Below are 21,405 nucleotides of genomic sequence, written 5' to 3'. Positions count from 1 at the left end.
GACCCACATATGAAAGCCCGGATTTTCGCCACCGTCGCCGTCGCTGCCCTTTTGGGAGCCGCCCCGGTCACCACCTTTTCCGCCCCTGCCAAACCCACTGCGGCAGCGCCTTACGCCACCCCCTTCCGCTCGGCTGAGGTCATGACCCTGGCCGAAAAAGTCGCCAACTATCAGTTGGCCACCATGGCCGGCGGATCCATTCCGGCCAAGGCGTCGCCCGATACGCCCAACAAGACCGGCTGGGTCCAGGGCGCCCTTTTCGTAGGCTTGACCGAGATGGCCGACCACTCCGCCAACCCGATCTACAAGGAAACCATCCTGGCGCGCGGCGCCGCTAACAATTGGCAATTGGGACCGATGCCGTATCACGCCGACGACCATGTCATCGGCCAGTCCTATCTGTGGGCGTCGCGCAACGGCGCCGGACCTGAGGCCATCGCCCCCCTGAAAGCCCGCTTCGACTCTATCCTGGCCTTCCCGCCCCAGGTCGGCCTGGAACACCGCGAATACTCCGACCCGCGCGGTGTCGACTGCGACCAGCGCTGGTGCTGGTCCGACGCCCTGTTCATGGCCCCGGCGGCATGGCTGGGACTGTCGAAGGTGACGGGTGATGCCAAATACGCCGACTACGCCACGAAGGAATTCATTGCCACCACCGACTATCTCTACGACAAGGACGAACACCTCTATTACCGCGACTCGCGTTTCTTCGAGCGCCGTGGTCCCGACGGCGAAAAGGTGTTCTGGTCGCGTGGCGACGGCTGGGTGTTTGCCGGCCTGGCGCGGATGATCCCGCTGTTGCCGCAGGGCGATCCCGGCCGTGTGCGCATGGAAACCGTCTTCAAGGAAATGGCGGCCAGCCTGAAAACCATCCAAAAGCCCGACGGCTACTGGTCGCCGTCCCTGCTGTCGGACCCGTCGAAATCACTGCCCGAATCGAGCGGCACCGGCTTCTTTACCTATGGCTTTGCCTGGGGCATCAAGGCCGGCCTGCTGGACCAGAAGGCATACGAGCCGACGGTTCGCAAGGGCTGGACCGCCCTGGTTCGTTCCGTTCATTCCAACGGCAAGCTGGGCTGGGTCCAGCCGGTGTCCGATCGTCCTGAAAGCGTCTCCTACGACGATACCCAATTCTACGGCGTTGGCGCCTTCCTGCTGGCAGCGACGGCGGTGGCCGATCTCGACCTCAAGCCGGGCAAGGACCTGACCATCCAGCGCGAGGTGGCGACCGTCCAGGCGGTGCTGAACGTCCAGGACGGCGGCCGGCTCGTCAATTCCGTGCTGGCAGGCGGAACCTTCCGTCCCCGGCTCGAATACGTCGTTCCGGCCGACCACTTCATCCATGACGGCCTGATCGCCTTTGAAGGCCTGGGCTGGGAGTCAGACCTGGTCGCCTATCGCCTCTATCTCGACGAACGCATGGCCATTGATGTATTCGGCAAGAAGACGCCGGGCCCTGTGCTGCAAACCATCGGCCAGGGCCTCGACAACTACCACGACATGGCGCCGTGGGGCATGGACATCTTCAAGGTCGGCGATACGGTCGGCATCGGCGGCATCGGCGTCCTGCGCGGCGGCAAGGCAACCCAACTGGGCAAGTCAGTGATTTCGGTCAAGGTACTGGAAAGCGGCTCAGGCCATGCCGTCTCCCAAGTGACCAATACCGGCTTCGATGGCGCGGCTTCGAAACTGGTCACCACCCTCGACATCCGACAGGGTTCAGCCCTGACGCACGTCAAGGCCAAAGCGACCGGCACGACCGCGCAGATGGTCACCGGCCTGATCAAACACCCGGGCGTGACGGTGCTGAAAGGCGAGGCCGGGGCCGGCGGCTGGGCCTATATCGCCTCGTGGGGCAAGCAGTCCCTGGCGGAGGACGATCTCGGTATCGCGGTCTTTTATAGGCCCGGCAGCGTAGCCGGCGGCCCTCAGGATGACGGAGGCACGGTGTTCGTCACCTTCAAGGACCCAGCGGCGATCGACTATGCCTTTGGCATTGCCTGGACCCAGGACCAGCAGGGCGTGAAGACCCTGGACGGCTTCAAGTCCTGGCTGACCGTGCGCCAGGCCGAACTGGCGAAGAACTAACTAATACCAACCCGCGAAAATTTTGACTCATCGTGGGTTGGCAAGCGCGCCAGTGTACGTTTCTGGGGCGCCCGAGCTTTTGCGAGGAGCCATGGGGGGCGCCTAGTCCGGCGCTTGAGCTGAAAAAATGCGAATACCAAGCGTCATTCTTTATGAGGCTTGGTATAAGCCGCTTGCGTGCACAGCGCATCCAGCCGCGGATAGCTTTTTTCTTATACTCCCCCGTTATACGGGGGAGGTGGATGTGAGCGAAGCGAGCAGACGGTGGGGGGATTTGGCCAGCCGTTGTTTCCAACGCCCTGCAACTTACTCCGTCTCAAACGAACCTTGGCGATCCGAGGAACCGACCATGCAAAGACGCGACTTTCTTCTGACCGCTGTTGGCGGTACCGCCGCCTTGACCACAGCCGGAGCGGCCTCTGCCGCCAAGGCTCCCAACACGGCCCAACTCAGTGACCGCGCCTATATGGCCGGTCTGCTGCAGAAGATGGCCGGGCCCGTCCTGGTCAACATGGCAAAAGGCGAACTCAAGAAAACCTTCCCGGTCGAGGTCGCCCCCAATTGGGACGGCCGCGACAAGCGTGTCGCCTACATGGAGGCCTTCGGCCGTCTGATCGCCGGTGCGGCGCCGTGGCTCAGCCTGCCGGACACCGCTACGCCCGAGGGCCAGATGCGCAAAAGCCTGACCGACGCCGCCGTCCAAGCCTATGTCCATTCGGTTGACCCTAACAGTCCGGACTATCTGCTGTGGCGCGGCCATGGCCAGGCTCTGGTCGACTCGGCTTTTTTCACCAACGCCCTGATGCGCGCGCGCAAACAGCTATGGGAGCCGCTGGACGCGACCACCAAAAAGCGCATCGTCCAGGAGATCAAGGGCCTGCGCCGGGTGTCACCGCCTTACACCAACTGGCTTTTGTTCGCCGCCATGAACGAAGCCTTCCTCCTGATGATCGGCGAAGACTGGGATCCCATGCGGGTCGACCTGGCCATCAAGAAGATGGAGGAATGGTACGCCGGCGACGGATGGGTGGCGGACGGAAGCAAGTTCCACTTCGACTACTACAATTCCTACGTCATCTACCCGATGCTGGTCGAAATCCTCGAGGTCCTGAAGGCCTATGACGCGAAATTCAACAACCTGAAGCCGGCCGATGAATTGGCGAAATGGCTCAAGCGCATGCAGCGCTACGGCGAGCATCTGGAACGGTTCGTATCGCCCATCGGAACCTATCCGCCGATCGGACGGTCCCTGACCTACCGTACGGCAGTCTTCCAGCCCCTGGGTCTGCTGGCCTGGCGCAAATCGCTGCCGCCCAGCTTGCCGGAAGGCCAGGTCCGCGCCGCGGTGACGGCGGCGCACAGGGCCATCTTCACTGATCCAAGCAACTTTACCGCCGATGGCTACCTGACCATAGGCTTTGCAGGGCATCAACCGACCCTGGGCGACCGTTATTCCAACAACGGCAGCATGTACATCACGTCGGAAGGTTTTATGTCTTTAGGCCTGGCCGAGGACGACAGCTACTGGACCTCACCGGCCCTGGACTGGACGCAGAAGAAAGCCTTCTCCAACCAGACCTTCCCGAAGGACTACGCCGTCGATTACTAGGCTTTCCGTATTCCCGAAGTGTTGCAACGGCGCTTGATTTCTGATTTTGACCGTATCACTATTAGGAACGGTTATCCTCACTTATGGGAATCATGCGCATGAACACCTCGTTGGGCCCTGAGATTCTCGAAGTCAAAACGGCCGGTGCCCTGACCCTGGCCAAGGGGCTTGATGTTCTGTCGCGGGTCGCCAAGGGGGACAATACGCTCGGCAAGATGGCTAAATCCCTGGGCCTGAACAAGACGACGGTGCACCGTCTCGCCACTACCCTGGTCGAGTCCAGCTTCCTCTCCTATTCAAGTCATGAAGGTTATGCCCTGGGCACCAAGCTGCTCGAGCTGGGCTTTGCCGCGCAACAGCAGATCACCCTGACGCGGGTCAGCCAGGACTTCCTTGGCCGGCTGGCGGCCGATACCGGCGACACAGTCAATCTCGGCATACTGGAACGCGACCAGGTCCACTATATCGCCAAAATCCCCGGCAATCGTCGCATTGAGGTCCGCTGCATCGTCGGCGAACGGCAGCCACTGCGCCATACCGGCCTGGGCAAGGCGCTTCTGCTGGATGAATCCGAAGACCGCCTTCGCGAGGTCTACCTGCGTGAGGCGGCCCTCTATCCCCGTTACAAATATGACATCAAGCAGTGGCTCGATGTCATGACACACTATCGCGAGGAGCAGTACGCCCTCGACCTCGATGAAAACGAAGACCACATCCGCTGCGTCGCCGCCCCGATTCGTGACATGAGCGGCAAGATCATCGCCGCCGTCTCCGTCTCCTCGGCCGCTCAATACATGGATTCCGACCGGATTCAGCTGGTGAAGTCCTATGTCAAGGACACTACGGCCCAGATCAGCCGCCAGTTCGGCTACACAGGCGGGTAAAGTTCCCGAAAGTACACAAAATGTCTTTCCGTGTATCGGCCGGTCACAGCGCCCGCTTTGCCATCCGGCCTCCACCCGCCTCGACGCCCCTGCTACCCAACCGCGACCTGCCTCAGGCGAAGTTTCCAGAACCGTCGGACATGGTGCTGTTTCAGGACATCGAGACAGGGTTTCGGTAAATTAATACCTCTCCCCGTTTACGGGGAGAGGACGAGAGCCGAGCGAAGCGCGGGCGATCGGGTGAGGGGCCTTTCGAGGCCGATGATGCGCCGACGCTCACCTACTGCGCTACCGACGCCTTGACATTGTCCTTTGCCCACTGTTCCAGGCTGCGCGGTGCATGGCCCGACAGTTTCTCCACCGCGTCCGTCACGCTGGCGGTCCAGCCTTCACGCACGGGGTGGAAGATGGCCGCCAGCAATTGCGCGTAGCCTTCATTGAGACCCGCCTTGGTCATGGCGGCGACAAATGTCTGGTCATCGGTCGGCTGATAGCCGATGGTGCGACCGTAGTGCTTCGACAATAACTCAGCCGCCTGGGCATAGGTCAGCGCCTCCGGTCCGGTCAAGGCAAAGGCCTGGCCGTTGAAACGGTCCGTTTTCAAGGCGCCGGCCGCGCTGTCGGCGATGTCGCGAGCGTCGACAAGGCTGGTCGCGCCATTACCGGCCGGCACGCGGAGGGTGCCGTTCAGGATATCGCCCTTCCAGTAGGTCTCAAAGTTGTCGGCAAACCAGTTCGGACGCAGAATCACGAACGGAACACCCGACCGCTCGACCGCCAGTTCGACCTGGCGCAGCGGGATGTTGTCATCGGCATCGACCCCCATCGCGGTCTGTAGAACGATCTTGACCTTGCGCCTGGCCGCTTCGGTGATCACCGGCGTCAACAGGCCGACCGGATCGAGATGGCCGGTCGGCGACAGCAGGTAAAGCCGGTCGACGCCCTCCAAAGCCGCCGCCGGATCGGCAAAATCAAAGGCCACGCTTTCGGCACCGGCGATCGCCGCAGGTGTCCGCGACGCCGCTTTCACCGTTTCACCCTTGGCCACCAGGGCCGCAACCAGATGACGTCCGACCGTACCGGTGGCGCCCACAACCAAAATCTTTCCGCTCATAGTGCTTCTCCATGGGTTTCTGTTGGAAATCTGCTTTCCACGAGTTAGAAGATAGACATTCGCGCGGATTTGCGAAAGAATGCACCTTAAACTCAGTAGGTTACCTCAAGGAAACCGCCATGGGCTTTCATCAGATACCCAATGTCTTCGATCTGAACTGTCCGACCCGGATGGTGCTGGACCGGCTGGCCGACAAATGGGCTATGTTGCTTTTGCGGCGGCTGATGGACGGCCCGACGCGCTTCAACCAACTGCATCGGGACATCCAGGGCATTTCGCACAAGGTTCTGTCTCAGACGCTGAAAAAGCTGGAGCGCGATGGGCTGATCTCGCGTCAGGCCTTTGCGACGGTGCCGGTGACGGTGGAATACCGGGTGACACCGCTGGGTGAGACCCTTTCGGGGACCGTGGCCCAGATTTCCCAGTGGGCCGAAAGCAACATTACCGAAATCCTTCAGGCCCAGGACGCTTACGATACCCGCGCCGATATCCTGTAAATTCCGGTTGCACGCCCGCCCGTGAATGCGCAAAGACAGGGGCACAAAGGAGCGGCCGCAATGTGTGAACTTCTGGCGATGAGCGCCAATGTGCCGACCGATATCCGGTTCAGCTTTTCGGCCCTGGTCCAGCGCGGCGGGGCGACCGGCGTTCACACCGACGGCTGGGGGATCACCTTCTACGAACAGAAGGGCTGCCGCAGCCTGCACGACCCCAACCCCAGCGCCCATTCGGAACTGGCTAAGTTTCTAAAGGCCTATCCAATCAAGAGCTGCCTGGTCATCGCCCATGTCCGCAAGGCCAACCGCGGCAAGGTAGCACTGGAAAACACCCACCCCTTCATCCGCGAAATGTGGGGCCAGTACTGGAGCTTTGCCCATAACGGTCAGCTCAAGGGCATCAAGAAACGACCCCTCGTCCACTACCAACCCGTCGGCAGCACCGACAGCGAACACGCCTTCTGCTGGCTGCTGGACCAGATCCGCATCGCCTGCGCCAAGCGGCCGTCGAACGCCAGGCTGAAACGTATTGTCGCCGACGCCTATGCCTCACTTCGCGACCTCGGCGTGTTCAATGCACTGCTGGGTGATGGTCACGCCCTTTACGCCAGCTGCTCGACCAAGCTTTGTTACATCCGCCGGGCCGCGCCGTTCGGACGCGCCAGCCTGATCGACGAAGATATGGAGGTCGACTTTGCGAAGGAGACGACGCCGGATGACAAGGTGATCATCGTTGCCTCGACGCCGTTGACACGCGACGAAAGCTGGACGGTTGTGCCGCCGGGTTCGACCATCGTTTTCAGGGATGGAGAGCGGGTGGACTGACCGCCGTCATGGCCGGGCCTGTCGCCGAACTCGGTGCATCCGAGACCATCCTTGAGTTGACCCCGAAACCCGGTTAACACTTGAGGCCGCGACCTTTGCCAAGGGGACGCGGCCTTGTTTTATTAGGGGATGCCTGATGGCACTGTTCGGACCGCTCAAGCCGCTCTATCGGACGGAGGAAGACGGCAAGGCGCTGGCCAAGACGCTGAGCTGGCCGCACCTGATCGCCCTGGGTATCGGCGGCATCATCGGCACGGGGATCTACACCCTGACCGGTGTCGGCGCCGGGTTGGCCGGGCCGGGTGTCATCATCTCGTTTGCCCTATGCGGCCTGGTCTGCGCCTGTGCCGCCCTGTGCTATACCGAACTGGCGACTTTGATCCCGACAGCGGGCTCGGCCTATACCTACACCTATTCGGCTATTGGTGAGATCGCGGCCTGGGTCGTGGGCTGGGCCTTGATCCTGGAATATTCCCTGGCCTGTTCGACGGTTGCTGTCGGCTGGTCGGCTCACCTGGTCGGATGGCTGGAGCAGGGCGTCGGGCTGCAGTTGCCGGCCTTCCTGTTGAGCGGTCCGGCCTCGGGCGGCCTGGTCAATCTGCCGGCAGTCTTGGTGTCGCTGGCCGTCATGGGCATGTTGCTGATCGGGGCGCGTGAGAGCGCGACCTTGAACATCATACTGGTCCTGGTGAAGATTATCGCCCTTGGCGCCTTTATCGTCATCGGTTTGCCGGCCGTGCAGGCGGGCAATTACGACCCCTTCATGCCGTTCGGCTTCCTGGCTCGTGAGGTCGAAGGCGCCAAGGTCGGGGTCATGGCCGCGGCGGCGATTGTCTTCTTTGCATTTTTCGGGTTCGACGCTGTGTCGACCTCGTCGGAAGAAGCCAAGAACCCAGGTCGCGACCTGACCATCGGCATCGTCGGTTCCATGGCCATCTCGACCCTGATCTACATGCTGGTCGCGGGCGTGGCGATTGGGGCGGCGCCCTTTCAGGAGATCGCCGACAGCGGCGAGCCCCTGCCGCACGTCCTGCGCAGCCTGGGCCAGCCCCTGATTGCGACCCTGGTCGGCGGCGCAGCTATTGTGGCGCTGCCGTCGGTCATCCTGGTGATGATGTACGGCCAGAGCCGGATATTCTTCGTCATGGCGCGTGATGGCCTGCTGCCCAAGGCGGTGGCCAAGGTCAATGCCAAGGGTTCGCCGGCTTTGATCACCTTGCTTACGGGTTTGTTTGTGGCGTTTTTCGCTGGCTTTGTCCCGCTGAAGCAGATTGCCGAGCTCTCCAATGCCGGGACCTTGATTGCGTTTGTGGCGGTGGCCCTGTCGATGATCATTCTGCGTCGTAAGCATCCGTCGGTCGAACGGGTGTTCAAGACGCCGGCCTATTGGCTGGTGGGGCTGATCACGATTGGCGGATGCGTGTTCATCTTCTCCAGCTTGCCCCTGATCAGCCAGGGCTTTACCTTGCTATGGATGGTGATCGGGTTGGTCTTCTATTTCGCCTACGGATTCTGGAACAGCCGGTTGCGGAAGGAAAAGGCGTAGTAGGGCAGGGGGCGTTCTGCCTCCGCTGTGCAGCGGGGATATTCTTGAAGGGGTCCACAGATTTCACCGATTTAAGGAGATTTCACAGATTTTTCAGAGGCTTAATTTGTGAAATCCCCTTAAATCGGTGAAATCTGTGGACCTCCTTTTCCGTAAGTTATTTCGCTTGATCGCTCGTCTAGAGCGCAATCCGATAAAGTGGTGTCCACTTTATCGGATTGCGCTCTAGGCATTACGAGGACCAGTTCGTTATCTGACCCAACCGAGTAATAGCTTCTTGGGAGTGAGAGAGCTTTGCACAAAGGTTGCTCATTTTTCCAGCTACCTTTTGAGTCGGTGCATCTAAATTCAGTCAGCGCATCGATGCTATATTTCGAATAAAAATCTCCGACGGCGTTAGATGGCTTAATGACAGGTGTTTCTTGCCAAGGTCCATACTTGGAGCTCGAGCCACGACCGTTCTTATACCAGCCCGCGATGACCTTGACTCATCGCGGGCTGGCAAGCGCGACTGCGCGCCCGAGCTTTTGCGAGGAGCCATGCGGCGCTTGAGCTGAAAAAATGCGAATACCGAGCGTCATTCTTTATGAGGCTTGGTATTAGACAATTCGTTAAGGGCCGAAATGCCGCTGTTTTGGATTTTTGTCGCGAGTTCAGCGGGTAATTCGAAGACAATTAGGCCTGTTTCATAAGTCAATGTTCTGTCGACGGCGCCGGAAACAACCGCCCCAGCTTCAATTCCGCTGGGTGGTGCGCCCGCTCGGAATTTGCGTGATTGTTTCCGCATCCGGCGAGCAGAGTCATGAACGTGGCGAAAAATAGCCACCTAGCGGACGCATAAAGAACCGTGTCGGTGCTCCATTTCAGTTTTACGATCTGTTCCTGCGAACAGCACAACTCGTCCAAACAGGATTGGTCTTTACTACGCATCGCCACTCCGCCCTTGATCTGTGGCGGGCCACTTCATATCGAATATCTTTCGGATCGGCGCGTATGGAGCCCGAAGTTAGCTGCTTGTCACGGCCGTATGCGGCTGTCGTAGACGAATTTGGTCGTGTTGATGATCCTGAACTGACCGGCGGAGGGGTGGCGCGGGTTGATAAGTCTATTCGTTTCCAGCGGCACCACGACTGATGGGACCTTCAGAAGGCGCGATCTGCGCGAGGTGAGCCAGGCGTCGCCCAAAGCGAATCAGGCTTGACGGACATGGCGTCCCGGTGTCGTCACATGCCCGACTTCGGCGGGCTCTTGCATGATGGCCTCAACAGGATCATTATCGACAGGGGCCTGGCCTTAGGCTGCAAAGGGTAAGGATGCCCACGGCCGCCATTCGGGTAAACCTGAGGCGTCAATAAGTTTTAGGTACGTCAGTCGTAGCGTAGGTGTTTTTAGATGGGGGATATCTCCGTGAACCTTGTCAGAGTTGTCTTTGTTGTGGCCGTAACCGCCTCTCTTCTCGGCTGCGGCGGTGGTGGTGGGGGCGCCAGCAGTGGCAGCAGCGGAGGTGGCGGTGGCTTCACACCGACGCCTGGTGGTTGGGTTGCCGGCGTCTTCCAGGCGGCCAGCAGTTTCAAGGACAAGTGCGCAGCCGTGCGCACCGGTACGGACATCGAAGGCAATGGCTTCCCTGACCGCGCCGGAACAGCCACCGACGAAAAGAACTGGCTGCGTTCGTGGACGCGTGAGACCTATTTGTGGAACACCGAGGTTGCCGATAGCAATCCAGCGCTGGGCGGCACACGCCTGCAGTATTTCGACACCTTGAAGACCTTCGCGACCACCGCCTCGGGTAAGGCCAAGGACGACTTCCATTTCAGTGAGCCGACGACCGAGTATCTCCGACGCCGCAACTCAGCCGCCAGCGCCAGCTATGGCGCTGAGTTTGTCATTATCTCCCCGACGGTGCCGCGCGATGTCCGGGTCGTCTTCACCGAGCCGGCCTCCCCGGCCGAGGACATGTCGGGCGGCCAAAGGAAGTTGATCCGCGGCACCCGTATTCTCACCGTCAACGGCATCGACCTGGTCAATGGCGGTGCCACCCAGGCCGAGATCGACGCGCTGAACGCCGGCCTGTTCCCGGCCAATGCCGGCACCACCACCACCTTTACCGTCCAGGATCCGGGGGCATCGGGATCGCGAACGGTCGTGCTGACCTCACAGAACCTGGTCGCCAAGGCGGTCAACCGCACGCGGGTACTGACCAGCGGCGGCCAGAAGGTTGGTTATATCCTGTTCAATACCTTCAGTCCCTATTCCAGCGAGACCGAACTGGTTACAGCCGTGCAACAGATGCAGACCGAAGGCGTCCAGGACCTGGTTCTGGACCTGCGCTACAATGGCGGCGGCCTGCTGGCCGTGGCCTCGCAACTCGGTTTCATGGTGGCCGGCGACACCCAAACAGCGGGCAAGACGTTCGAGTTACTGCGCTTCAATGCGGCAGCCGGAAACCGAAATCCGGTGACCGGCCAGATCAATGATCCTGTGCCCTTCTACCGCACCGGCCTGGGCTTCAGCGTCGCAGACGGTACGCCTCTGCCCAGCCTGAACCTCCCGCGCGTCTATGTCCTGGCGACCGGCGATACCTGCAGCGCCAGCGAGGCCGTCGTCAACGGCCTGCGCGGGGCTGGCGTCGAGGTCGTGCTGATCGGCGACAAGACCTGCGGCAAGCCGTACGGCTTCTACCCGCAGGATAATTGCGGCGAGACCTATTACTCTATTCAGTTCCAGGGCGTAAACCATCTCGGCTTTGGCGACTATGCCGACGGGTTTATACCGAACAATTCTGCCAGTGCGTTTGGCGTTCGGTTGCCGGGCTGCGTCGTTGGCGACGACTTTGGCCATGAACTGGGCGACGCCAGTGAGCGGTTGTTGCAGACGGCGCTGAGTTACCGGGCGAGCGGAACCTGTCCGACGCCGGTGTCTTCGGCGGTACGGTCGTCCTCGGCCGGCAGCGCGACGTCCAGGGTGCCGTCGATCGCGCTCGAAGCGCCGGAGCGCTGGATCATGGATACCAACCGCGACATGAGATTGCCGCATTAACATTTTACCTCTCCCCCGTCTACGGGGAGAGGACGAGAGCGGAACGAAGTGAACGCGATCGGGTGAGGGGCCTTCCGAGGACATTTGAGCTTCGGACGGTACAGCTTGCCCCTCACCCCCACCCTCTCCCCGCTTGCCTGCCGGCGAGGCCGGGGAGAGGGAGTCCCGTCCGGAGCCCTTGAAATGTTACTGCGTTCTATCCTGGTGAGCCTGCCTTTAGTTCTCACGGCTTGCCAATCCACAGCCGCCGTGCGCGCGCCAGCGACGGTCGACCTCGGCGACTCCGACACCCGGGCCGCCGTCACCTCCGCCCTGGCAAAGGCTGTCGGCAAGGCCCGCATCGAACTGGGCGCGAGCGACGGCGCGGTGGTCACCGTCCTGCCGCCGCCGTTGGGGCCGCATGAGACCCATTCCACCGCCCAGCCGATCCGCTTCGATATTGTCCTCGAAGACGGCCAATGCCTGGCGATACGCCGCGACACGCAGCGAGCCTGGCCGATGCCCGGCGTGACCTGCCGTCCGAAGTAAACCTGGCTTTCAGCGGATGCAGCCACGCCCCAAAGTGACGCAGTATCTTTAAAGTTCGATGTGATAAGGCCCCAGGACCTCGGGCACTAACTTGCCGCCATTATACAACCGCATCAGCTTGTCGCTGACCCGGTCGCCTGGCCCGGCGTGGAACTGCGGCCCGCCGAAAGCGGCAATGTTATCGTGCAACTTTGTCAGCGCATCGGCATCCTGTTGGATCACCTGGAACAGGAACAGCCGGATCATGACTTGCTTCAGCCAGGCGGGGCCTTTCGATTTGAGAGTGGTAAACCGCGCCATCGGCTGAACGGTGTGCTCATCTTCCGGCACGAACCAGATGGTGACACACAGGTTCAGACCCTTTCGGCCTTCCCAGCGGCCCTGAAACGCCACCGGCGGTATATAGCGGCCGCGGCTGCGGGCCCGCTCACCCTCGAGCGCCCGCGACATCCAGCCATAGTCCGTGTTCTGAATATAGGTCGCTTCAAAGCCGTTCTCGAAGGTCTCGATCGTCTGTTCGACGCGCTGGCGGCGGTGTTTGACGCGTATCAGACCGTCGTGAATAAAGTTGGTATGAAACGGGTCCAGCACATTGTCGAGTGCGTCGAAGACCCGGGCGCGCTGGGGTTTCATCGCCCACCAGAAGTGGTCGTAGTCATGCCCTTGCGGAATGTCCGGCAGGCCATCGCTCAACCTGTCTTCCGGCTTAAGGCTGACAAAGATCATGCCCTGCCACTCGGCCACCGCGACGCGTTCCGCCTTCAGTCGTGACAGGTCGGCCGTCGCGCAGCCCGGCACAGCGGCGCAGGCGCCTTCGCCGGTAAAGGCCCAGCCATGATAGGCGCAGACCAGCCGGCCGTCTTCGATGCGTCCGGCGGACAGCGGATAGTTGCGGTGCGGGCAGCGGTCGCGAAAGGCGCGCAAGCCCTCGCGCCCGCGCCACAGCACAACGGGCACGCCGGCGACCTTGACGGCGTAAGGGCGCTTTGCGACCTGACCACTGAGCGCCACCGGCAGCCATGCCTTTTCGATACCGGCGGGAAGGCCCGTTCTGGTTTGGTCGCCGTGCGCCTCGCTCAGGCTCCGGCCGTGGCGACCGCCGCGAGCTTCGCCTCGAACTGGCGAAGCAGTGCCCCGATCAGGCGATAGGCCATCCGCCGCCAGATCGGCAGGTGGCTGTCGACGATCAGCAGATATTCCATCCATGGGGTGGCTCCTCTGTGGCGCTTGAAGTGCGGCGCGCCGGCCGAAAGGTTGCGTTTGAGGTGGCGTTGCATGGCCTGCTGCGCCATGTGCGCCATGATCGCCCGGTACAGGCCGTCCTCCTGGGGCCGTGTCCGATCATAGCCGACCAGGGGTAAAATCTGGGTTTCGCCGTCGTCCTGGGCGGCGCAGAAGGCGGCGATGGTGCCGTCGCGCGCCTCCAGGGTCCAAAATTCCACAACGCCCCGCGCCAGCAGGTCGCGCAGACCGGTCGGCGTATAGTCGGGATTGAAGGCGGAATAGGTCTCGATATAGAGGCCGCTATAGAGGTCCAGGCAGCGCGCCAGGCGGGCCTCATCGATCTCGCCGCCGAATCGGCGTGGGGTGAGGTTGAGCTCGGCCAGCTTCTTCAGATCCCGGCGGCTGTCGCGGTGCCTGGTCCAGACCTCGGGCTGATCGTCGATGATCCACACCACGCGCAACGGCCAGTAGGTGCCGGACTCCGGACGCTTCGTCAGGGAACGGATGATGATGGCGTGGTCGGGATAGGCTTGAGCCAAGGCCGGTGCTGCGGCAATCACCTTATCGACGCGACCGCCGTAAAGACTGGTGCTCAGCAGTTGGTGGCCAGGATAGACCGCCTTGTCGATCTGGAACAGGCGGGCGAACACCTCAGTGACATGGCTCAGAACCAGGACGCCCCAAAGCTCTGGCCCCTTCATGGCGCGGCGGGCCTCTTCGCGGGCAACCGGTCCGATCAGCGCGCACAGCGAGGTCAGCCAGCAGGCATTGGGTGTTCCGGGAATCAGGACGTCTATGGCCTCTCCATTGACGGCGACCACATCGAACCGGACAGAGGCATTTTTCAGGTACATGTCAGGTCTCGATTGCATTCGAAATCCGCCGTCAGAAACGCCTGAAGGCTTTGGCCGCAGAGGGCGGCGCGCGTCATGAACCCGGCCGTATCCAGGGCGGCCGTCCAGGCGACCCCGTCCAGGACATCGCGCGCCCGCGCCCGATCGCCTTGCCACTGACGCAAACGTCCCTGACCCAGGCCGTAGAACCACATGGCCGCGCCGATACAGGCTGCCAGGCCGTTCGAATGCACGACGCCGTCGCCGGTGCCGGTAAAGGCGGCGCACAGGGCTTGCGGATCGTGGACCAGCAGGTGCAGGCCACTGGTGGCGCGCGGGTTGCACTCGATCAGCCATAGCCCGCCGTCACCATCGCGGCGCAGGTCGCAGGCAAACTGTCCGGTCAGGTTCAGGGCACCCGCCAGGGTCGTCGCGATGGTTTCGAGTTTGTTGGCGAGGACACCTTCCACAGGGTCGAAATAGTAGCTGGCCCCGCCATCTGTGCGCCAGTCCGAGCGATAGGCAGCGAAAGCGCGCACACGGCCATCTTTGGCTATGGCGTGAAAGCTCAGGTCTTCGCCGGCAATCCAGGCCTGTTGCAGCCACGGATTGGCCGGGTCGTGCGCCAGGGCCTGGTCCCGTTTCGGCCGGATCACGGTGTGGGTGCCAAAGCGGGAGAATTCCGGTTTATAGACCCAGTCGCCCGGTGTGGCGCCTTCGTCCGGCTTAACGCGTCGCGTCTTGGGTACGCTCAGGCCGAGCGCTTGCGCCTGGTCGATGAAGGCCATCTTGGAATGCAGCCGCATCAGGGGCTTCAGGCCGGGCGCGAACAGCGGCCAGCCGTGGCTCGCCTTGGCCCAGTAAAAGATATCCTCGCACAGCGGCACGATCAAGTCTGGCTTCAGCTGGTCGACGATCGCCTCGGCCTGACGGGCAAAAGCATCGAAACACCGGGCCGGCGCGGCGCACAGCGTGAAGCTGGCCAGGGCCCGGCTGGTGGAGGCGGCGGCCAGGCTGTCTATGCCGTGGACCTCATGGCCGCAGGCTGTAAAAGCGCTTGCCAGGTCGCGCGTCACCGGGGCGCGGGTGCCGGTCAGCAGGATCTTCATGGCCGCCATCGCACGTGGCGGCGTTTGGGGAAGTCCAGGCCGCGGTCATAGGGTTCACGCGACAGCTTCCTGCCAAAGGCGGCGAGGGCGCCGGCCAGCCGTGGGGCATCGGCGTCCTGTTCGCAGGCAAAGGCGATGCCGCCCGAATGACCGATCGCGATCCAGCGGTGGCCGGGGGCGATGTGCGTCGCTACGGCGGCTTCGACGTCGCCGGGGAAGACCACCTGCTCGCCCCAGCGCCAGATGTCCTGGACCCGGCCCTCGACCGGATGGACGGCCATCAACGGCGAACCGCAGGCGCAGGTTTTGGGCCGCAGGATGTCGTCCAGCTTCAGCCGCACCACCAGTTGCGTGCGCCGCAACAGGTCGGTGACAATCGGCTGGAATCGGTCGCCGCCCAAAGGCGCGCGTTCGACAATCAGTGCGTCTTCGTTGAGGTGCAAGGTCCCGATCTCACACGGCGCACCCAGGAAGCCTTCGGTCGCCTGATAGATCGGGTCGGGCCGCCGGCCCAGCCGGGTCGTGATGAAACGGCGTTCTGCGGCGTTAAGCGTCTCGGCACCGTAGAACAGCCGGCGCAGGGCGGGCAGGGGGCGGCCGGCGTCGGCCAGCTCGAGCAGGACTTGAGGCGGGGCGATCAGGACCTGCGGATCCCAGGCCGCAATCGCCGTGTCGCGGTCGCCATCGGCAAGCCCGAAAAACCGCACCCGTCGTTTCTCGTATAGCCGGTTCGGTGCGCGCAGACAGACGCCGATCCGCGTCAGCCCGGCCAGCTCCAGCGGACCGAACAGCTTGCCGGCCAGCCGGCCGCCGTAGATGGCGCGCTCTACGGGTGAAGCGACGAACAGGCCACGTGTTCCCCCACCCGTGCCCGTCGAAAATCCGGCGCTCAAACCCCCTGGCAGAATCTCCCGGCCGTCCGTTTCCGCCGCCAGCGCCGCATCGGCGGCAACTGCTGCATCGAGGCCTTGCGTTGTGCAATCGCTAAACCGGTCACGAAACTCCGCCGTCGAAATCACCGGGAGCTCGGCCAGCGGCTTTTTGGCGTAGCTGGCCAGGGCTGGGCTGAGCGCAAACCGGCTTTGCAGTCGGCCCCACAACCGCAATTGCTGCTGTTCCAGGCCAGAGCGCGACTGCGGCGGCCAACGGGCGCTGAAATAGGCCGAAACGGCGGTCAGCACCGCATGACCATGGCGCCCATGCTGACCCCGGCCGAGGTGCCAACCAGCAGGGCATGGCTGCCCGGCGCCAGGCGGCCTTCGGCGCGGGCGGCGCACAGGGCCGTCGGCAGTGAGGCGGCGATCTGGTTGCCGGTATGGCTAAAGATATCAACCACCCGCTCCGGTCGCGTACCGATGATATGGCGGACATATTCCAGACCCGGCTTGCTGGCCTGGTGGCCGATAACGGTATCGATCTGGTCGAGCGTCAAACCGGCCGAGTCGACAGTCTGTTTGATCAGTTCGGGCAGGCGCCGGCCGGCGGCCTTGAAGATTCCGAAGGCGTCCATGTGAAAATGCGCCCCCGCCTGCAACGCCGCAATGCCATCCTCGATGCGGATGCGCGTCCCGCCCGATCGCAGGTGGGCCAGGTCCTTGCCCGAGCTCAACGTCACAAACCGGCACGCCAGGATGGCCGGACCACCCTTGTCCATTGGGGCCTCGTCCATTGGGGCCTCATCCATTGTGGCCTCGTCCATTGGGGCCTCGACGCAGACGGCGGCGGCGCCGTCGCCGAAGATGGCCGACATGTCCGGCTCACCGAAGTCCAGCCCCGCCGAGGCGATGTCGCTGGAGAAGATCAGGGCGCGCCGCCACCGGCCGGCCTTGAACCCCAGGCTGACCAGGTCCAGCGCGCTCAGGAACGACAGGCAGGTCATGTTGACGTCGAAACAGGGGATGCCGGACTTGTGCAGGCCCAGCGCGTTCTGAACCAGGACGGAGGTCCCCGGGATCGGTTGTTCCATGACACCACAGCCGCCGACGATGACGTCGAAATCGTCACCCCAGCCGGCTTCATCCAGGGCGGCACGGCAGGCCCGCGCCGCCATGAAGGAAGTGGTTTCATCGCGCGCCGCCACCCCGCGTTCGGCGATACCGAACTTGGCTTGCGTCCAGCCTTCGGCCTGGCCGTAAACCGAATCCAGCTCGCTGGAGGGCCGGCGCAAGCGCGGGGCATAGGTGCCTGCGCCGGCGAGGGTGAGACCGATGGGATAGGTCACGCTGTCGTTCCTGACAATATTGAACATTGTTCATAAAACTCTGCACGTGTCTTGTCAATGTCTTTCGCAAGGTTGTATGCGTGCAAGCCAGGGGGCGATCGACATTCGATCGCCGGGGTTATCAGGTACCGCTGTGCCAGTGATTGAGATAAATTCAGTATAGATCGGCAAAAATTGCCTACCCCCAGTATAGTCCCGGCAAGTATTGCCGTTAATACTTTTATTGCGCCGCACCATTATTAACAAAAGTGTCAAATTCAAGCCAGCCAGGCGATCCCCAGGGGTTGAGATTCCGAAAAATTAACACGTATAACGGTTATATACTATATTATAAAACGTTGATTTAATGAGCAATTTATCAGTTGCGCAGGACCCTGCGCTACGCGTTAAGACGAACGGGCAACAATTAACACTTTGTTCAAGCGTTTGTCCCCATAATACTTACCAATAGGCTCTAGAAGGGAGCTGGAGAGTGAAAATCTCATTGGCATAAGGCCTGTTCCCGTTTCGGGGCGGACTGCGTTCTCAATAGACAGAAATTCTCTCAGATTGCTGAAAGCGCCTCCATTCAGGTCAATTCGACTTGCGCACTCCTGTGCGTGTTGGCGTCGCGCAAACATGGGCAACAGGACGGCGTAATGTGTTCGTAAAAGGGGCATTGCCATGGCTGTCAATATTGTTCTCGGCAACAATAACAACGTCGTCTCCGTCACAACGTTCGATTCGCTTACGTCGGGCACGGGGGATGATACCATCACCGTTCTCGAAGCCCTTCCTGCTGCGACCATCAATCTCGGTGCCGGCACCGATGCCCTGATCCTGGGCAACTTCACCAACGTGGCGACCGTATCCAACGCCGAATCCATTACCGGCGGTTCTGGCTCTGACACCATAACGCTCGGCACGACGCTCACCGGCATGACCCTGGACCTGGGCGCCGGGGCCGACACTTTGCTCCTCGCCAATGTCGTCAATACCGGCACACTTTCGAACGTCGAGACCCTGACCGGCGGCACCGCGGCCGACACCATCACCTTCGCCACCATCCTCACCAACGGCATCGTCAATCTGGCCGGCGGCACCGATGCCCTGACGTTTGGTAACTTCACCAACTCGGCCACGGTTTCGAACGTCGAAACCCTGACCGGCGGCACCGGCGCCGACACCATCACCCTGGCCACCACCCTGACCGGCATGACGCTCGACCTCGCGGCCGGCGCCGATGTTCTCATCCTTGCCAATGTCGTCAACACCGGCACGGTTAGCAACGTCGAAACCATCACCGGCGGCACCGCCATCGACACCGTCACCGTCGCCACCGCTCTCACCGGTACCGTCAATCTGGGTGCTGGCATCGACGTGCTGAATCTCGGCAACTTTGCCAACACCGTCACCGTCTCGAACGTCGAGACCCTGACTGGCAATGCCGATGTCGATACCATCACCATCGGCGCTGCCCTGTCGGCGGCGACCATCAACCTGGCCGGCGGGACTGACGTCCTGACCCTGGGCAATTTTGCCAATACGGCCACAGTTTCGAACGTCGAAACCCTGACCGGCGGCACCGGAGTCGATACCGTTACGCTGGCCACGACGCTGACGGGCATGACCCTGGATCTGGCCGGCGGCGCCGACGTGCTGAACCTGGGCAATGTCGCCAATACCGGCACCGTCTCCAACGTCGAAACCGTCACCGGCGGTACAGCAGCCGACGCCGTCACCCTGGCCACCATCGCCACCGCAGCGGTCGTCAACCTGGCCGCCGGCACCGACAGCCTGACCTTTGGCAACTTCACCAACTCGGCAACGGTTTCGAACGTCGAAACCATCACCGGCGGAACCGGTGCTGACACCATCACGCTCGGCGCCATCATGACGGCTGGTACGATCGACCTGGCGGCCGGAACCGACAGCCTGATCCTGGGCAATTTCGCCAACTCGGCAACAGTTTCCAACGCCGAAACCATCACCGGCGGCACCGCCGTCGACGCCATCACCCTGGCCACCACCCTGACTGGCGTAACGGTCAATCTGGGCACCGGCGCTGATACCCTTAATCTCGGCAACTTCGCCAATACGGGCACGGTGTCCAACGTCGAAACCATCACCGGCAATGCCGATGTCGACACCATAACCCTGGGCGCCGCCATCGCGGCCGGCGTCATCAACCTGGCCGGCGGCACCGACGTCCTGAACCTCGGCAACTTCGCCAACTCGCTGACCGTCTCCAACACCGAAACCCTGACCGGTAACGCCAATGCCGATACGGTGACCCTTGGCACCACCCTGACCGGCATGACGCTGGATCTGGCCGGTGGCGCTGACGCCCTGACCCTGGCCAATGTCGCCAACACCGGTACAGTCTCCAACGTCGAAACCGTCACTGGCGGCACGGCCGCTGACGCCCTTACCCTCGGCACGGCCATTTCGGCCGGCGTAATCAACCTGGCGGCGGGCACTGACAGCCTGACCCTGGCTAACGGCACCAACTCGGCGACGGTTTCGAACGTCGAAACCATCACGGGCGGCACCGGCGCCGACACCATCACCCTCGGCGCCATCATGACCGCCGGCACCGTTGATCTCGGCGCCGGCACCGACGCCCTGATCCTGGGCAATTTCGTCAACTCGGCCACGGTTTCGAACACCGAAACCGTCACCGGCGGTACGGCTAACGATACCATCACCCTGGCGACCCAGATCACCGGCGGCACTATCAATCTGGGCACGGGCGTCGATGCTTTGACGCTGGGCAACTTCGCCAACTCGGCCACGGTCTCCAACGTAGAAACCCTGACCGGCAATGCCGACAACGATACCATCACCATCGGCGCTATCCTGTCGGCCGCGACCATCAACCTGGCCGCTGGCACCGATGCCTTGACGCTGGGCAACTTCGTTAACTCGGCGACGATTTCCAACACCGAGACCCTGACCGGTAACGCCCTGGCCGACACCATTACGCTCGGCACGACGCTCACCGGCATGACGCTGGACCTCGCCGCCGGCGCCGACAGCCTGACCCTGGCCGCTGTCGCCAATACCGGCACCGTCTCCAACGTCGAGACCATCACGGGTAATACCGCCGCCGACGTCATCACGCTTGCTACCGCCGTCACCGCCGGTGTCTTCGACCTGGCCACCGGTACCGACAGCCTGACCCTGGCCAACGGCACCAACTCGGCCACCGTTTCGAACACCGAAACCGTCACGGGCGGTACCGGAGCCGACACGATCACCCTGGCGACGGCCCTGGCCAACACCATGACGATCGACCTGGCGGCGGGTGCGGACGCCCTTACCCTGGGTGCCTTCGCCAATACCGGCACGCTGTCGAACGTCGAAACCATCACCGGCGGCAGCCTGGCTGACACCATCACGATCGCTACGGCCCTGACCGGTACCGTCAACCTCGGCACCGGCGCCGACACGCTCAACCTGGGCAACTTCGCCAACACGGTCACGGTAAGCAACGTCGAAACCCTCACCGGCAATGCCGACGTCGATACCATCACCATCGGGGCTGCCCTGGCGGCTGCCACCATCAACCTGGCCGGCGGCACCGACGTTCTGACGCTCGGCAACTTCGCCAACACCGCCACCGTTTCGAACGCCGAGACCATCACCGGCGGCACCGGCATCGACACCATAACCCTGGCCACCACCCTGACCGGTGTCACCCTGAACCTGGGTACCGGCGCCGATGTCCTGACCCTGGCCAATGTCGCCAACACCGGTACCGTCTCCAACGTCGAAACCATCACCGGCGGCACAGCGGCCGACGACGTCACCCTGGCCACCATCGCCACGGCAGCGGTTATCAACCTGGCCGCCGGCACCGATGCCCTGACGTTCGGCAACTTCACCAACTCGGCCACGGTCTCCAAC

17 protein-coding genes are annotated in these 21,405 nt (G+C 62.3%); 10 read left to right on the top strand and 7 right to left on the bottom strand.

Annotation, left to right across the window (positions count from 1 at the left end; translation table 11 throughout):
- The first annotated feature begins 9 nt into the window (after positions 1-9).
- The 4 genes from ABAC402_RS34910 to ABAC402_RS40315 all read left to right on the top strand — a co-directional run bounded on the left by ABAC402_RS34910 (position 10) and on the right by ABAC402_RS40315 (position 4,760).
- The gene (locus ABAC402_RS34910; RefSeq protein ID WP_023450511.1) at positions 10-2,088 is read left to right on the top strand and encodes a glycoside hydrolase family 88 protein; all 2,079 of its coding nucleotides are present in this window, start codon (positions 10-12) and stop codon (positions 2,086-2,088) included.
- A gap of 349 nt (positions 2,089-2,437) precedes the next feature.
- Positions 2,438-3,697, top strand: coding sequence for a DUF2264 domain-containing protein (locus ABAC402_RS34905; RefSeq protein WP_023450510.1), 1,260 nt, complete (start codon positions 2,438-2,440; stop codon positions 3,695-3,697).
- Between the two features lie 98 nt (positions 3,698-3,795).
- Complete coding sequence (locus tag ABAC402_RS34900) at positions 3,796-4,581, top strand: IclR family transcriptional regulator (protein ID WP_082180001.1); 786 nt, start codon at positions 3,796-3,798, stop codon at positions 4,579-4,581.
- Positions 4,582-4,601: 20 nt separating this feature from the next.
- Positions 4,602-4,760 (top strand): hypothetical protein, encoded by a 159-nt coding sequence (locus tag ABAC402_RS40315; RefSeq protein WP_023450508.1) that lies wholly within the window; start codon positions 4,602-4,604, stop codon positions 4,758-4,760.
- A gap of 101 nt (positions 4,761-4,861) precedes the next feature.
- On the opposite strand, the gene ABAC402_RS34895 is transcribed toward ABAC402_RS40315, so the two are convergent.
- Positions 4,862-5,695, bottom strand: a complete 834-nt coding sequence (locus tag ABAC402_RS34895) for an SDR family oxidoreductase (protein ID WP_023450507.1) — start codon at positions 5,693-5,695, stop codon at positions 4,862-4,864.
- Positions 5,696-5,814: 119 nt separating this feature from the next.
- Between ABAC402_RS34895 and ABAC402_RS34890 the strand changes: the two genes are divergently transcribed.
- The 3 genes from ABAC402_RS34890 to ABAC402_RS34880 all read left to right on the top strand — a co-directional run bounded on the left by ABAC402_RS34890 (position 5,815) and on the right by ABAC402_RS34880 (position 8,563).
- Entirely contained in the window at positions 5,815-6,192 is a 378-nt protein-coding gene (locus tag ABAC402_RS34890) for a helix-turn-helix domain-containing protein (protein ID WP_006270895.1), read from the top strand.
- Positions 6,193-6,252: 60 nt separating this feature from the next.
- A complete protein-coding gene (locus ABAC402_RS34885; RefSeq protein ID WP_023450506.1) occupies positions 6,253-7,017 on the top strand; it encodes a class II glutamine amidotransferase in 765 nt (254 codons plus the stop codon).
- Between the two features lie 136 nt (positions 7,018-7,153).
- A complete protein-coding gene (locus ABAC402_RS34880) occupies positions 7,154-8,563 on the top strand; it encodes an amino acid permease (protein ID WP_023450505.1) in 1,410 nt (469 codons plus the stop codon).
- Between the two features lie 1,017 nt (positions 8,564-9,580).
- Here the strand turns inward: ABAC402_RS34880 and ABAC402_RS41260 are convergent.
- Positions 9,581-9,748: an RES family NAD+ phosphorylase gene (locus ABAC402_RS41260; RefSeq protein WP_369751407.1), complete on the bottom strand. Its 168-nt coding sequence runs from the start codon at positions 9,746-9,748 to the stop codon at positions 9,581-9,583.
- Between the two features lie 222 nt (positions 9,749-9,970).
- Between ABAC402_RS41260 and ABAC402_RS34870 the strand changes: the two genes are divergently transcribed.
- Positions 9,971-11,602: a S41 family peptidase gene (locus ABAC402_RS34870; RefSeq protein WP_235079986.1), complete on the top strand. Its 1,632-nt coding sequence runs from the start codon at positions 9,971-9,973 to the stop codon at positions 11,600-11,602.
- 183 nt (positions 11,603-11,785) lie between these two features.
- The gene (locus tag ABAC402_RS34865) at positions 11,786-12,130 is read left to right on the top strand and encodes a hypothetical protein (protein ID WP_031235838.1); all 345 of its coding nucleotides are present in this window, start codon (positions 11,786-11,788) and stop codon (positions 12,128-12,130) included.
- Between the two features lie 48 nt (positions 12,131-12,178).
- Here the strand turns inward: ABAC402_RS34865 and ABAC402_RS34860 are convergent, their stop codons facing one another.
- The 5 genes from ABAC402_RS34860 to ABAC402_RS34840 all read right to left on the bottom strand — a co-directional run bounded on the left by ABAC402_RS34860 (position 12,179) and on the right by ABAC402_RS34840 (position 17,517).
- A complete protein-coding gene (locus ABAC402_RS34860) occupies positions 12,179-13,141 on the bottom strand; it encodes a Rieske 2Fe-2S domain-containing protein (RefSeq protein ID WP_023450502.1) in 963 nt (320 codons plus the stop codon).
- Positions 13,142-13,206: 65 nt separating this feature from the next.
- On the bottom strand, positions 13,207-14,226 hold the full coding sequence (locus tag ABAC402_RS39365; RefSeq protein WP_082180000.1) for a GNAT family N-acetyltransferase: 1,020 nt from the start codon (positions 14,224-14,226) through the stop codon (positions 13,207-13,209).
- The gene (locus ABAC402_RS34850) at positions 14,199-15,296 is read right to left on the bottom strand and encodes an ATP-grasp domain-containing protein (RefSeq protein WP_031235836.1); all 1,098 of its coding nucleotides are present in this window, start codon (positions 15,294-15,296) and stop codon (positions 14,199-14,201) included. The genes ABAC402_RS39365 and ABAC402_RS34850 overlap by 28 nt, the downstream gene beginning before the upstream one ends.
- Entirely contained in the window at positions 15,293-16,477 is a 1,185-nt protein-coding gene (locus ABAC402_RS34845) for a hypothetical protein (RefSeq protein ID WP_023450499.1), read from the bottom strand. Before ABAC402_RS34845 ends, ABAC402_RS34850 begins: the two co-directional genes overlap by 4 nt.
- Positions 16,471-17,517 carry a 3-oxoacyl-[acyl-carrier-protein] synthase III C-terminal domain-containing protein gene (locus ABAC402_RS34840; protein WP_031235835.1) on the bottom strand — a complete coding sequence of 349 codons (1,047 nt, stop codon included), beginning with the start codon at positions 17,515-17,517 and terminating at the stop codon, positions 16,471-16,473. The genes ABAC402_RS34845 and ABAC402_RS34840 overlap by 7 nt, the downstream gene beginning before the upstream one ends.
- Before the next feature lie 663 nt (positions 17,518-18,180).
- Here ABAC402_RS34840 and ABAC402_RS34835 point away from each other — a divergent pair.
- Positions 18,181-21,405, top strand: a 3,225-nt coding sequence (locus tag ABAC402_RS34835; protein ID WP_023450497.1) for an S-layer family protein, incomplete at its 3' end; no start/stop codon positions are given.

Origin of the sequence: Asticcacaulis sp. AC402 (assembly GCF_000495835.1) — a bacterium.
Lineage (GTDB): Bacteria > Pseudomonadota > Alphaproteobacteria > Caulobacterales > Caulobacteraceae > Asticcacaulis.
Note: the sequence above shows the minus strand (reverse complement) of the source record. Positions and strands in the feature narration are given on the sequence as shown.

Bases quoted from the DNA above. Each gene is read 5' to 3' on its own strand.
- ABAC402_RS34900 (WP_082180001.1), top strand. From the start codon at position 3,796: ATGAACACCTCGTTGGGCCCTGAGATTCTCGAAGTCAAAACGGCCGGT.
- ABAC402_RS34895 (WP_023450507.1), bottom strand. From the start codon at position 5,695: ATGAGCGGAAAGATTTTGGTTGTGGGCGCCACCGGTACGGTCGGACGT.
- ABAC402_RS39365 (WP_082180000.1), bottom strand. From the start codon at position 14,226: ATGCAATCGAGACCTGACATGTACCTGAAAAATGCCTCTGTCCGGTTC.
- ABAC402_RS34850 (WP_031235836.1), bottom strand. From the start codon at position 15,296: ATGAAGATCCTGCTGACCGGCACCCGCGCCCCGGTGACGCGCGACCTG.
- ABAC402_RS34865 (WP_031235838.1), top strand. From the start codon at position 11,786: ATGTTACTGCGTTCTATCCTGGTGAGCCTGCCTTTAGTTCTCACGGCT.
- ABAC402_RS34890 (WP_006270895.1), top strand. From the start codon at position 5,815: ATGGGCTTTCATCAGATACCCAATGTCTTCGATCTGAACTGTCCGACC.
- ABAC402_RS34910 (WP_023450511.1), top strand. From the start codon at position 10: ATGAAAGCCCGGATTTTCGCCACCGTCGCCGTCGCTGCCCTTTTGGGA.
- ABAC402_RS34885 (WP_023450506.1), top strand. From the start codon at position 6,253: ATGTGTGAACTTCTGGCGATGAGCGCCAATGTGCCGACCGATATCCGG.
- ABAC402_RS40315 (WP_023450508.1), top strand. From the start codon at position 4,602: ATGTCTTTCCGTGTATCGGCCGGTCACAGCGCCCGCTTTGCCATCCGG.
- ABAC402_RS34880 (WP_023450505.1), top strand. From the start codon at position 7,154: ATGGCACTGTTCGGACCGCTCAAGCCGCTCTATCGGACGGAGGAAGAC.
- ABAC402_RS34905 (WP_023450510.1), top strand. From the start codon at position 2,438: ATGCAAAGACGCGACTTTCTTCTGACCGCTGTTGGCGGTACCGCCGCC.